General features: G+C 72.2%; 9 protein-coding genes. 4 read left to right on the plus strand and 5 right to left on the minus strand.

Going from position 1 to position 12812, the window contains the following annotated elements:
* Positions 1 to 28: 28 nt before the first annotated feature.
* Genes ACFXOZ_RS19540 through ACFXOZ_RS19560 form a run of 5 tightly spaced genes read right to left on the minus strand, consistent with a single transcriptional unit; the run spans position 29 to position 7536 of the window.
* Positions 29 to 2920, minus strand: a complete 2892-nt coding sequence (locus tag ACFXOZ_RS19540) for a hypothetical protein (RefSeq protein WP_380591660.1) — start codon at positions 2918 to 2920, stop codon at positions 29 to 31.
* Positions 2917 to 5508, minus strand: a complete 2592-nt coding sequence (locus ACFXOZ_RS19545; RefSeq protein ID WP_380591662.1) for an ATP-binding protein — start codon at positions 5506 to 5508, stop codon at positions 2917 to 2919. The genes ACFXOZ_RS19540 and ACFXOZ_RS19545 overlap by 4 nt, the downstream gene beginning before the upstream one ends.
* Complete coding sequence (locus ACFXOZ_RS19550; RefSeq protein WP_380522489.1) at positions 5505 to 6107, minus strand: hypothetical protein; 603 nt, start codon at positions 6105 to 6107, stop codon at positions 5505 to 5507. Before ACFXOZ_RS19550 ends, ACFXOZ_RS19545 begins: the two co-directional genes overlap by 4 nt.
* Positions 6104 to 6436 carry a hypothetical protein gene (locus tag ACFXOZ_RS19555; protein WP_380522490.1) on the minus strand — a complete coding sequence of 111 codons (333 nt, stop codon included), beginning with the start codon at positions 6434 to 6436 and terminating at the stop codon, positions 6104 to 6106. The genes ACFXOZ_RS19550 and ACFXOZ_RS19555 overlap by 4 nt, the downstream gene beginning before the upstream one ends.
* Positions 6433 to 7536, minus strand: a complete 1104-nt coding sequence (locus ACFXOZ_RS19560; RefSeq protein WP_380522491.1) for a hypothetical protein — start codon at positions 7534 to 7536, stop codon at positions 6433 to 6435. Before ACFXOZ_RS19560 ends, ACFXOZ_RS19555 begins: the two co-directional genes overlap by 4 nt.
* Positions 7537 to 8425: 889 nt before the next feature.
* Here ACFXOZ_RS19560 and ACFXOZ_RS19565 point away from each other — a divergent pair.
* From ACFXOZ_RS19565 to ACFXOZ_RS19580, 4 genes are all read left to right on the plus strand, one after another.
* A complete protein-coding gene (locus ACFXOZ_RS19565; protein WP_380522492.1) occupies positions 8426 to 9112 on the plus strand; it encodes a hypothetical protein in 687 nt (228 codons plus the stop codon).
* The gene (locus ACFXOZ_RS19570; RefSeq protein ID WP_380522493.1) at positions 9109 to 10824 is read left to right on the plus strand and encodes a hypothetical protein; all 1716 of its coding nucleotides are present in this window, start codon (positions 9109 to 9111) and stop codon (positions 10822 to 10824) included. Before ACFXOZ_RS19565 ends, ACFXOZ_RS19570 begins: the two co-directional genes overlap by 4 nt.
* A 183-nt stretch (positions 10825 to 11007) precedes the next feature.
* A complete protein-coding gene (locus ACFXOZ_RS19575; protein ID WP_380522494.1) occupies positions 11008 to 11454 on the plus strand; it encodes a hypothetical protein in 447 nt (148 codons plus the stop codon).
* A 196-nt stretch (positions 11455 to 11650) separates the two neighbouring features.
* Positions 11651 to 12472, plus strand: a complete 822-nt coding sequence (locus tag ACFXOZ_RS19580) for an alpha/beta hydrolase (protein WP_380522495.1) — start codon at positions 11651 to 11653, stop codon at positions 12470 to 12472.
* Positions 12473 to 12812 lie beyond the last annotated feature (340 nt).

Genomic DNA, 12812 nt, shown 5'->3' on the forward strand with positions numbered 1-12812 from the left:
CGACCGGCCCGCCGGTCCGTGCTGCGCCTCACGACTCGTCACCGATGCGGCCGGTCGACGGCCCGGGAGGCGGCGTGCCGCCCGCCTGGTCGGGCGAGTGGCCGAGGGTGCGGCGCAGCCGCAGGGCCTCGACGGAGGTGCCTTCGGGGGAGCGCAGGACCTCCGGGCTGACCCGGCGCATCACGTCCGGGTCGATGCCCTCGACCGCGGGGGCGTCCGGTGCCGGGGAAGCGGGGCGGGCCGGCGGGTCCGCGAGGATCTCCCCGGTCGTCGTGTCCACGACGTGGCCGTCATCGGTGACGATCGTGGGCCGGGAGGGCGGGACGACGTCCGGGCCCAGGGCCGAGCGGATGTCGCTCGGGCCGTGGTCGGAGGCACCCCAGCCCGGCCGGTCCGGGGTGACGGTTCCGCTGGAGGAGATGTTCGCGCCCTCGACCCGTCCGTTGACGGTGCCGTCCGTGGACAGCCCGCCTCCGGAGGCGCTGTCGCCGCCGTCCCACGGGCCGGCCGTGGCCGAGTAGGACGGGCGGTCGGCGAAGGCCTCGGAGGTGTCCGTGGGGCCCATGCCGTACCCGAGGTGCGTGGCCGCGAGCAACTGCGCCCCGCCTAGGTCCGCCGAGTGCACGTCACCGAACACCGCCGCGCGATGGTAGACGTGGTTGTAGCCGGACTGCACGGCGTTGTAGCCGGTCTTGACGGCGCGCCCGGTGCGGGTGACGTCCTGGCCCCAGTCCTTGAGGCCTTCCTTCTGGTCGCCCCACCAGGCCTTGCGGACGTTGGAGTAGTGCTCCCACTGCTTGTCGACGTGGTCCCACATCGCGTCGTTCTTGCGGTTGAGGCGGGTCCAGGTGGCCGGGAGGCCGACGGTCGCGTTGAAGCCGAACTTGCCGATCTGGCCGGCGCGGATCGCGAGCCGTCCCGCCCGGGTGTTCAGCAGGGTGTTGTGCAGCGCGTGCCCGGCCGGGGTGAGTCCTCCCCCGGTCATCTGCTGGCGGCTCATCAGGCCGTTCGTTCCGCCCGGGCCACCGGGGTGTCCCGGGGTGCCATCGGGGCGGACGCCGCCGAGCGGACCGCGCGGGCCGACCGGCTTCATCCGTCGGGCCAGCTTGTGCGGCGGCAAGGGGTTGCCCACGACCAGCTGGTGCGCCGCGTGGAACGGCAGCGCCAGCGCGGACATTCCGCGGTGGAACTCGCCGTAGGCCCCCATGGCCATCGCGCCGGCGTTCATCCTGCCGAGCCCGGGGCTGGCGAGCGCGGAGAGGCCCTCGGCGATCCGGGCCTTGCGCATCAGCGCCCCGTGCACGCCCGAGCCGCCGCCGAAGAGCCCGCCTCCGGCGAGCATCCCCATTCCTGCGCGCCCGCCCATGCCCGCCGCGCCGGACGGGTTGGACAGCGTGCCCATGGCCTGGGACATGGCCAGTGCCATCCCCGAGTTCTCGCCCAGCCACAGGCTGCCGCCGATCTTGGCGTAGCGCATGCGGTTGGCGAACCGCTCGCCGAGTGCGCCGGCGGAGGCGAAGATGCGCTGGTGGAAGACCAGGATGACGAGCGCGAACCCGTCCAGGATCAACAGACGCTGGATCATGAGCGTGTTCTCGGAGTTCGTCATGATCGCGTTCGCGCCCAGGGCGAACAGCGGCAGCATGACGCTGACCGCGAACTCGGTGACGACCGACGTCATGTAGACCCCGAGCCACTTCCAGAGGAACCGCCTGTTGCCGCCGGGCAGCATCGCCGCCACCAGCGAGGCACCGGTGACTGAGGCCGCGGTCACGTCCGCGAACTGCGTGCCCAGATGCACCAGGCACATGCCGAGCACGACGATCGCGATGATGAGCACCGCCAGGAAGACCAGCAGGGTGCCGCCCACCCGGTCCCAGTTGGAGTTGACCGCGTAGTTGTAGACGTCCTTGCCCTCCTGGCCGTGTTTGCCCTTCAACTCCTCCTTGAGCGCGTCCCAGCCCAAACTGCCGTGGTCGCAGATCGCGTCCTTGCCGGGCAGGTCGATGACGTCGTCGCAGTTGCCCTCGCGGCTCAGCTGGCCGTGGATGTACTTGTTGTGCACCCCGGCCAGCCAGCTGCCGTTCTCGGGAATCTGGCCGTACTGCAACAGCTCGAACGGCTGGACGACCAGGGTCCGCGTCAGGATCATCCGCATCGGGCAGCTGGGGTCGTCGCGGTCCTTGTCGCTCTTGCAGCCCGGGTCGGGGCCGTTGACCCCGATGGTGACCTGGCCGACCTCGTGCGCGGCCTGCTGCGACTGCATCAGCGGCCCCTCCGGGCCGAGGATGCTCTTCGGGCTCAGGGCCGGCAGCAGCACGAGCGTCGACAGCAGGATGGTGATCGTCATCTCGCCCATGCCGCGCCCGACCTTGCCGCGCATGATGAGCAAGGACCCGAACGCAGTTCCGGCCGCCAGGAACAGGGCGTACAGCCCCAGGTCGTTCGCGACGACGCCGAAGAACGCCCCGTCGAGCTTCTGCGCGCTGCTCACCAGCGTCGAGACGATGGGGAAGTTGAAGATCCACTGGATGACCCAGCACATCAGGCCGACCAGGATCCGTACCAGGGCGAACCCCGCCCCCAGCATCAGATTGCAGACGTGGCTCCTGATGTCCGTGGCGCCGCCGTTTTCGCTCTTGAGGTCGTAGTTGTCGAGCGGCGCACCCTCCGAGGACATGACGTTGAGCGGGGCCAGCACGCCGCCGCGCTCGTGGCCGTCGGCCGCCTCGGCGGCCGAAGCCCCGGCCATCATGAACAGCCACACCATGGCGGCGGTGATCAGCACGGTCCGCCGGCCAGGCCAGTACGCGGCGGCGAACCGGCTGACCGCCCGCCAGATCCGCACGGCCCGGTGCCAGACAGCACCCGCACGCTGCGCACCGCGCGCCAGCGGCGCCGGGAGAGTCGGGAGGTTCATCGCGAGAGCGCCTTCCGGAGCGAGCCGCCGGTGGAGGCGGACTTGGTGACGGGGGTCGTGAAGATCCCCTGGAGCTTGGGCAGGTTGGGGACGATGACCTGCATGCGGCCGACCCGGCCGCGGGTGTCGTGCAGGAGCATCTCCCCGGCCCTGTTCGGGTTGCCGTGGGGCGACAGCCCGCCGGTGACCAGCTGTACGAGGCCCTCGTCGTCGCCCGGAAGCCCGAGGAACTCCAGGCCCCGGCGGGCCATCGACTCGTCCGTGGTGCGGGCGAGGATGCGCTGCACGATCAGGCCGGCGATGGTCTCGTCCCCGAGGTCCCGGGCGTCATGAGCACCGGCCAGGAATCCTGCGTTGTGCTTCCTGCCGTCGTGCGCCAGTTCCTTGATCAACGCGGAGCCCTCGGCGCTGGAAGTCAGCCAATACACCTCGTCGAACACGCACGCGGCGAAGCGCGAGCGGTCCGTGAACGCGATGTGCCGGGAGATCGCCGCGATCAGGTACAAGACGGCGCGGCCGATCAGCGCCTCCAGCGGCTGGGTGCGCAGCACCTCCGGCCGGCCCAGCGATTCCTTGGGCGGCAGGGTCAGGCCGTTGGTGGTGAAGACGATCAGGTCGGCGGACAGATCACTGAGCGACAGCGCGGGCAGCGACGGGTCGAACACCATCCGGGCCAGCTTCTGGTCGGACACCGTGGCGAGCAGGTCCAACACGTCGGCCGCCGCGTCCCCCCGGTTGCCGCCCTCCTCCGCGATCGCCCGCAGCTCCTCCAGCACCAGGTTCATGTGGGGGCGCCGGGCGACGGCGGCCGCCTTGACCGCCCGGTTGAGCACCGCGCCGCCCGGCGACATGAGGTCGAGCTGCGTCTGGAGCAGCAGGTAGCTCAGCGCCGCTGCCTCGCCCGCCGCCGGGGGCAGCACCCGCAGCGGGTCGATGGACACCTGCGCGTCGGCCGCGTCGATCACCTGGTGCCGGCCGGGCGCGACGCCCTGCGCGAACTGGGCGTACTCGCGCTGGCTGGTGCGGTCGATGACGATCGCCCGGTGCCCGCGGTCGATCAGCGTGCTGATGATCAGCTTGAGCAGCACGCTCTTGCCCGAACCGAGGTCGCCCAGGACCGCGAGGCTGGCCGCGATGTTGGCCAGCGGTGCCGACGCCAGGTCCAGGAAGACCGGCCGGGTCGTGCCCACGTCCAAGGACTGACCGATCATCGGCCCCGACTCGTCACCGATCTCCGGCACCGTGAAGGCACCCGACATCGCCCAGTCCTCCGACAACTGGAACTGGGTGCTCTCCCGCGCGCGCAGAGCCGCCAGCGCCCCCGGCAGGCCGAACGAGAACAGCCGCACCTGCCCGCCGCGCGGCCGGATCACCCCGTAGTCCGCACCCGTCAGACGCGCTTTCAGGTCCCGGGCCCGCTCGTCCGCCACCTGCGCAGTCGCCCCCCACACGGTCAGCACCGTGCGGGACTGCACCTCCAGCTCCACGCTGGTGCGCCCCAGCCGGGCCTCCTGCTCGCCCAGCACCTCGGCCGCGCCTTGCAACGAGTCCGGCATGCCCGTCGGGTGCGCCGCCCACTGGTCGGCCTGGTCCGCGATCTCCCGCTTCTTCTTCGCGATCTGCCGCTTCGCCTTGGCCGCCTCCACCAGCGTCAGGTCGACCGTCGCGTCCACCGGGTACGGCAGCAGCTCCAGCTGGGCGAGCAGGTCCGCCGAGCCCTCGTGCACGGCCTCGGGGATCTCCTCCAACGCCAGGTGCGCCTGGTAGCCCACGGCGTCCTCGGTCTCGACCTCCAACCACACTTTCGACAGGGCGGAGCCAGTGACCCGCGCGGCGAGGCGGGCGAACCAGCCGCGCACACCGCCCTCGTGCTCGTCCTGCTCGTCGTCCTCCTGCTGTCCGCCCTCCAGGAGCCGGACCTGGCCCAACGACGCGTACCCGGGGCTACGCAGCTGGGTGCCGACGATCCGGCCGCCGTAGCGGTGGCTGTTCTCGGCGTCGGCGAGCAGCGGCTCGGCCATGCCGCGGTGCACGGCGTGCTGGTGGATCCAGACGACCTCGGCCGGGCGGGCCGGACGCATCTCCAAGCCGCCGCCGAACCCGGTCTCGACCTGCCGGGCCACTCCCCTATACACCTGCACCTCGCTCACGGGCACCGGCGCCGCCGGCAGACCGGCCTGCTCGCCGAACATCGCCCACATCGAGCCCTTCGCCTGTGCGAGCTGCGCACCGCGGCCGGGCGCCTGGAGCGGTACCGCCAGCCAGATGGTGCGCCGGTGCATCTCGGCGCCGTCCAGCAGGTTCCACGCCGCCGTCGCGCTCTCGGCCGTGCCCGGGTGCGCCTCCAGGTCGACGTCGGCGGCGATGCGCTCGGCGACCTCGCGCGGCGCGACCTGGGCGCACAGGCTGTAGATCCGGGCGGTGCCGGACAGGGAGCGGACCAGGCTGGTGACCCGGCGCAGTACGTCCTGGCGCTCCAGCTCGCTGGAGTAGCGCGAGCCGATCGGGGTGACCCGCCAGAACGCCCAGACGGTGCCGGTGGTCGACCAGACCAGGTTGCCGGTGATGTGACGGAACGACGGCTTCATCGTGCGTCTCCCTTCTGGGACTGGGCGGCGGCGGCCGCGGCGAGCATCTGCTGGAGGGGGGTGAGGGCCGTGTCCGGAGCGGGGCCTGCGGCGGGCGCGGCCTCGGGAGCGGGACCGGCAGGGCGGGGTTCGAAGATGCTGAGCGCCCGGTGCTCCGGCTCCCGCTCGGGCGACTCCCGCACGGCCGGTTCCGGGAGGCCCTCGTCGTCGGGCACGTCCTCGAAGGTGAAGGCGCTGCCGGCCATCAGCACCGGGCGCATCGGGCGCACCGCCCGGCCGCCGACACGGCCCTGGCGCGGGGAGACGAGCAGCCCGAAGGCGTCCGCAGCGACGAGGAACGGGGACCGGCCGGCGATCCGTGAGTGCCGCGCGGCCCAGATGGCCACCGCCCAGACCACGATCGGCAGGGGGCCGGTGACCGGCCACCACCAACTGACCGTCTTGATCAGGAGGAAGCTTCCGACGGCGGCCACCACCAACTGCGGCGGCGTGTACGGCCCCAAGGGGATGCGCCAGTCGCCGATCTTGCCCAGCACCCACGGATGCCTGCGAGCCTTGGTGTAGGAGCGGCCGACCCTGGGACGCGCGGCGCTGCTCACGACCGGTCCGGCTGGCCGGTGAGCGTGACGGGCAGCTCACGCTGCAACTCGCCGGCGCCCTGGAGGGGGGCAGTGGTCGCGGGCCGGGTCTCGTTGTACTCGCTCTCGAAGAGCATCGAGAGCGAGTAGCGGCCGGTGAACAGCGACCAGCAGATCACCAGGCCGAGGGCGCCGCCGATCGCGGCCTTGATCGACATCTTCCGGATCGCGTGAGTGATCACGATCGCGGTCAGGGCGATCATCAGGCCGCTGGCCACCCAGTCGAGCAGCGTCTTCGCCCAGCTGTTGCCGAAGTTCTGGATGGATCCGGCGAGCATGACGTGGTTCATCGGCTGGCCCCGTTCGTAGTGGTGGAGGGCGCCACAGCGCCGGGAGAGGAAACAGAGGAGGGGGAGGAGCCCGGGGCGGTGCCGGCAGGGGCGAGGACCGAGATCTCCCAGCGGCCCGCGCGAGCGGTCAGCCGCAGCGGGTACTCCAGCGGCCAGTCCCCGGTGCCGTCGCTCGCCAGGACGCCGGCCTGGACGTCCAGCACCGCGCCGTCCTGCGGCGAGGCGGGCACCGCGCTGGCTGCCATCAGGTTCGTCAGGGCGACCTTCGAGTACGCCGCGGTGCCCGGCGCCGGGATCCGCGCCCCCGGGGACAGGTAGCGGGTGCTGTCACCCACGCCGCTCAGGTAGGCCGTCAGGAACCCGGACACCGTGTCGCGCAGCGGGCCGTCGGTGACCTGCGACCCGTACGTCTTCGTCGCGGGGTCCTTCTCGGCCAGCGCCGCCGGGGCCGACACCTGGGCCGGAGCGCCGGTGACCACCAGCGAGTCCGGCGCCCCGCCGGAGCCGGCCGAGCGGACCATCGACACCTGGACCGCGAAGTACCGCACGACCCGCGCGGGGTCGTCCGTCCCTTGCGGGGAGACCCCCGCACGCGGTGCGGGCGTTTGCGGAGAGGACTGCGGGGCGGCTTGCGCAGACGAGTCGCCTTGCGGGGCGACGGGCGGCAGCACGAGCGTGGCCGCAACGGTGACCTGCCAGGTGCGGCCGCCCATCGGCGTGCTCCGCACCGCAACGGTCTTTTCCACCTTCGCCGTCTTTGCGGCCGTCACCTTCGGCAGGTCGACCCCGGGAGCCATAGCGCGCAGAGCCGCAGAGTCGGTGACACCGGCGGAGCGCAGCCACAGGTCGACGAAGCTCTCCGCGTAGCCGGTCGGCGGGGCGATCACGAGCGGTGCGGCGGCCGCAGCGGCCGGCGCGCTGCTCGCCATCTGCGGGACAGCGACGGCCACCGCCAGGGCCAGCGGGCCCGTGGCCAGGGCCGCCCAGACGCCTCCGTACATGAGCAGGGTCCGTACACGGGAGCGGCGCAGGTCGGCGCCGGAGGCGATCGGGGAAGGGGTGTCCGGCGCTCGGTCGCGCCGGGAGGAGGTGGGCTTCACCTGGGTCTCCTAGGTCGTCAGCGGTTGCTGTCGAGGGAGGAAACCCCGCACTCCTTGATGGACCCCTTGATGATCGACACCTGCCCGGTAACGCTCTCGCAACGGGCAGCATCAAACCTCTGACCTGCACCTTTGATGCGGCATCAAGGTACGGGGCCCCCACCTTGATGGCCCATCAAGGTGTGCTGCCCCCTCCGGGGAAGGGCATCAAGGTGTGCGGCCGGTCCGGCCGGCCGGTGGGGCGATTCCTTGATGGCCCCGTCCGCCCGCAGCCCGCCGACACCTTGATGGCCGGGCTCCCGCCAGCGGATTCCTTGATGCCGGACCTCTGCGGCCGGCGGGGTTCCTTGATGGCCGGCCCCGGGCGGACGACTCCTTGATGGCCGTCGACCCCAGCGCAGATCCTCCCCTGGGCAGCGGCCGGAGGGCTGGCCCGGCCGAATCGGCGCTCCCCGCCCGGGGCCGCCGCGCACCTCGACCTCGCCTTCGGCCCGCGGCACTGGGACGTCCACCGCAGGTGCGTGCGGAAGCGGTGCGGGGTGCGGCGGCGCTGGCCCGGGGCCGGATTGATGCCCCGCACCGCGATCGGCCCCGACCCGCGCACGGCGCCCCGGCCGCGCCAGCCCCGCACCGCAAAGTCCCGCCCCGCACCGCAAGGACGCCTTGCGGCCCGCACCCCGCAAGAGCCGTTTGCGGGCCTGCACCGCAAGCGAGCCCGCTTCCGCAAAGAAGTCAGGAGCTTTGCGGTGCGGGCCATCCAGATACGTCCGCACCCCTTGATGGGCACGCGGATGCGAAGTCGTTATCTGGCAAACCTTGATCATCAAGGGGTCCGTCCAGGAGTGCGGGGTTACCTCGGTCACTGATCACCACTGCCCGAGGAGCCACGATGGACCTGCCGCCGACCCTGCTGCCCAGCCTCAACTTCGGCTGCCCCGCGGTGCTCGCGGTGGCGGCCACCGCCTACCTCCCGGCCGGCGCCTGCTACCTCGCGCTGACCGGAACTGACGCGGCCTGTCTCCGCCGACTCCGCCTGCCCGCCCCCGCCGTCCTCCTCGCGGCCGCAGCCTCCTGGTTCACGCTCGCCCTCGTGTGGCCGCTGCTCCTCGCCGTCCGGGCCGTTGCCGCCCTGCGCCGCCGACGTCGCGCGGTGGAGCTCCCGCTTTGCATCCAGCCGATCGCCGTCGTCCCCGCCACCCGCACCCCGGACGCTCGCCCCGCGGCGGTGATCCCGCCGAAGCCGACGGGCTTGCCCGTGCCGCCGCGCTGGTACCGCGAGTCGTACGCGGCCGTCCACACCGCGCTCGCCGACGGCCGCACCTCCATCGCCCGGACCCGGGCCGGCCACCTGACGGACGACGCCACGATCGAGTTCGGCCCCGCCCACCCCTACACCCAGGAAGCGTGGCTGCTCGTCGCCCGCACGGTCCGCACCGCGCTCGCCGAGATCGGCTCCGCGCCCGCGACGATCGACGCCCAGCTCGACGACCCCTACCACTTCCTCTTTCCACACGCCCACCACATGCCGGCCTGGAACCCGGACCGCGACGGCGTGTACGTCGAGGTGGCCCGGTGACCGACTTCCTCACCCGCCTCTCCCTCGACGGCGACGGCGCCTTCGCCCCCGGCGGGCTGGACTACATCGAGTTCGACGCCCGGCTCGCCCGCGACGGCTCGTGCCCCACCACCACCAAGGCCGCCTACATGGCGCTCGCCACCTTCTGCGACATCGAGGAGCACATCACCCTGACCGCGGAGGAGGTGGCGGCCTGGTCGAGCGACGTCCGGCAGGCGCTCCTGCCCTACCGGCGCACCGTCGCCGCGTGCCTCGGCCGCTCCGTCGACACCTTCGACCGCGCCGCCACCGACCTGGTCGACCGTCGCTTCCTCCTCGTGGAGCCCCAGACCGCACCCGGCAACCCGGCCGTGCCCGACGCCAACGTCTACCGTCTCACCGACAAGGAGCGGTGGGCCCGTCAGCTCCTGGAGCGCGCCGCCGCCCCGGGCCCCGCACCCGTACTCGGCCCCGACGGCCACCCGATTCCCCGCGTCCACCGGGCACCCGGCATCGACTACGTCCGCCTCGACGCCCGCATCGCCCGCACCGGCCTGCGCTCCCCGGTCTACAAGGCCGTCTACGCAGCCGTCGCCAGCTTCTGCCACATCCACAGCCGCTCCATCACCGAGCGCCCGCCCACCATCAAGGAACTGATGGCCTGCACCGGCCTGGGGCGTACCGCCGTCACCGGCAACCTCGCCCAGCTCCGGGCCGACGGCGTCCTCGCCACCCAGGACAACTACAGCCGACAGGACGGACGCGGCCGCCTCGCCTCCTCCTACTTCCTCCTCGACGCCCGCCTCTGGCGGGCCCGCGCCGCCGCCCGCGAGGACCGCGAGCTCGCCGCCTTCACCGGGGGGTGGCCGCACCAGACGGACGGGGGTAGCCGCACCACGCGGACGGGGGTGGCCGCACCAGACGGACCAGGGTGGCCGCACCACACGGACACCATTAAGAGCAGTAACCAGACAAGTGACAGCGAGCCCCTTCCGGACGCCCGAAGGGCACCTACAGGTGGTAAGGCCCGTGCGGCTCGCCGCCAAAGTGCGGGCACCCAGCCGAACCCGAACAGCGGCTCCGCCGCGACGAAGACCACCAAGCCCCGCACCAAGACCATCCGAACCACCCCCTCCAAGCCCGTACCAGGAGAAGACGAGGTCTTCGCCATGGTCGACGCCCTCGGCGTCAGCAAGCACCCCGCCATCAAGGTCCCCCCGCTGCGCCGCGCGGTGCGCGACCTGCTGTCGGCCGGACGGAAGCCGGAGCACGCCCTGGCCCGGATCAACGCCGGATGGTGGCGGGCCGGCGTCCCGGAGAAGATCGCCCGCCGGGAGATCCGCGGCCCCGTCGGCTACCTCGCCTCGATCCTGGCCGCGCAGGACTGCGAGCTGTCCGACTGCGAGCGCGGGGTGATCCTCGGCAGCGGTGAGGAGTGCCGGGCCTGCGGCCTGGCCCGGGCCGAGCGGCAGGCCGATCGCGCACGGGAGCACCTGGAGCAGAGCACGGCCGAGCTCGACCAGGCCGCCAGCGGCCGGGGTGCGAGCGAGCGGGCCCGGACGGCGCCGCCCGGTCCGTCCTCTGCGGCGGTGACCTGGAGGTGCGAGGCTCCCGGTCCGGACGGTTTCGGAGGGCCGCGGTGCGGGCGGCCGGGTACCGGAGTCCCGCCGGCGCTGCCGATGTGCCCGGACTGCCTGGACACGCTCCAGAAGGCGATCGGACATCCGATGTGATGGCCAGCACCCAGTCGAAGCGAGAGGCCCCGGTGCGGTATCGGGGCCTCTCGGCATTCCCGTGTCAGCATTGCCGACACTGCGGCAACACCGAGCGCTACCCGGCTCGTTGTCCCCGACGACAACATCCCGGGCCGCGCCCCCTTCCCGGTGCCGATCCACCACCGACGCATTGGAGGTCCCGTGACCTCGGGCCGCAGCACCCCCCACGGCGAGGAGGAGATCGTAGTCGGTCCCGAACATGTCCTGGCCGTACTGCGCTCCGTTGACAGGATGGGACTCTTTGACCAGAGCGCGGACGCCGAAGTGTCCGGTGCCATCGCCGAACTGACCGCAGCCTCGCTCACACAGCCCCGCGATGCAGAGGTGTGGCGCCTGCCGGCCCGAGCCGCATGCTTCGTCGCACTGTGGACCGACGCCGCCGGCCTGCTCGATCTGGACGAAGGCGACCGCGACACCTACGTCCATCCGGCGATCGTTGCCGAGGAGGAGTTCCGACGGGCCGTCGTTGAGCAGGCCCCACGTACCCTGGGCGCTTTCCAGACCCTCCTCGAAGCCCACCAGATCATGATGTCGACCTACGTTCGTGGACACCTCGGACTGGTGGACGGCGACGATCTTCCGGAATGACGCCAGCGCTGCGGCGGCGAAGGTGTCTGGCATAGGCCTCGCCGGACGACGGCTCGCCACGGCCCGGGGGCTCGCCCGCCTGTCGGTGCGCAGCTGAATCATGAGGTGGTGGCGACCCGCTGGGGGACCCTCGGCATTCCCACTGCGGAGGCTGGACAGCCCGATCGACTGCCTGCCGGATCGCTACGATTGGTGCATGGCTGATCGCGCAACGGAGTTCACCTCTCTCGACGGCACTCTCCTGTCCGGCACCATCGCGTCCACCGAATACCCGCAGGGCCTGGCCGTGCTCGTACACGGTGCTGGCGTCACCCGCGAGGAAGGCGGCTTCTTCACCCGGCTCGCCGCAGCGCTCGCCGCATCCCGTATCGAGAACCTGCGCTTCGACCTGCGCGGCCACGGTGACAGCGGCGGCAGCGAGCAGGACATCACCATCGCCGGCGTCGCCAACGACATCAGGGCCGCCGCGCACCACCTGCGCGCCCGTGCCGAGGCTTCCTCAGCGGACGTCCCCGCGCACCTGATCGCGGCCTCGTTCTCCGGCGGCGCCGCCGCCCTGGTCGCAGCCTCCTACCCGGTTCTCCTGGACAAGCTGGTCCTGCTGAATCCGCGGCTCGACTACCGGGCCCGCTACATCACGTCCCGGCCGTACAACCGGGACGACTACCTGAGCGAGGATGCCGCCCGCGACCTGGACCGCCAAGGCTTCACCGAGCACAGCCCGTTCGCGCTCGGCCGGGCCCTGCTGAACGAGGTGCACTACCTTGACCCCTCCGTCCTGCTGCCCCGGATCATGGCTGACACCCTCGTGGTGCACGGCACCAAGGACACCTTCGTCCCCATCGACGACTCCCGCCGGCTCACCTTCGAGTTTGGCGGGGAAGCCGAACTCGTCGAGCTGGAAGGCGCGCAGCACGGCTTCGCGGTGCACGACGATCCGCAGTACCTCGCCCCACAGACCCAGGCCTGGCAGGCCGAGGTCATCGCGAGGATCACCGGGTTCCTCACCGCCTGCTGAGCCGACACCCCGCTTCGGCCGGCACTGCCCGCGTACCGCGGACGGTGCCGGCCGTCGTTGCTCCTGCGCTACGCCGCCCCGGTCGGCGATCGCGAGGGTTGCGGAGCCGGAAGCCGGGTGCCACGCACTGCCTGGAGCAGCTGTTGCGCCGCCGTACGGTGGGCAGGGCCGGCCAGCAGGGCTGAGCGCGGGGCGTCCCGGCGAGCGCCTGCCGCGGCCCGTCCCGGCGGCGATCCGGAGCGCGCTCAGTCCGACGCGGACGGCCTCGTCGGTTCCGCCTGAGCCACCCGCCTGACCTCCCTGTACGCGAAGGCGCCCGGCACTCAACGAGAGTGCCGGG

The sequence above is a fragment of the Kitasatospora sp. NPDC059160 genome, from assembly GCF_042755465.1.
Classification (GTDB): domain Bacteria; phylum Actinomycetota; class Actinomycetes; order Streptomycetales; family Streptomycetaceae; genus Kitasatospora.

Coding starts and splice junctions, on each gene's coding strand:
- ACFXOZ_RS19540 (WP_380591660.1), bottom strand. CDS start 2,920: ATGAACCTCCCGACTCTCCCGGCGCCGCTGGCGCGCGGTGCGCAGCGT.
- ACFXOZ_RS19545 (WP_380591662.1), bottom strand. CDS start 5,508: ATGAAGCCGTCGTTCCGTCACATCACCGGCAACCTGGTCTGGTCGACC.
- ACFXOZ_RS19555 (WP_380522490.1), bottom strand. CDS start 6,436: ATGAACCACGTCATGCTCGCCGGATCCATCCAGAACTTCGGCAACAGC.
- ACFXOZ_RS19565 (WP_380522492.1), top strand. CDS start 8,426: ATGGACCTGCCGCCGACCCTGCTGCCCAGCCTCAACTTCGGCTGCCCC.
- ACFXOZ_RS19580 (WP_380522495.1), top strand. CDS start 11,651: ATGGCTGATCGCGCAACGGAGTTCACCTCTCTCGACGGCACTCTCCTG.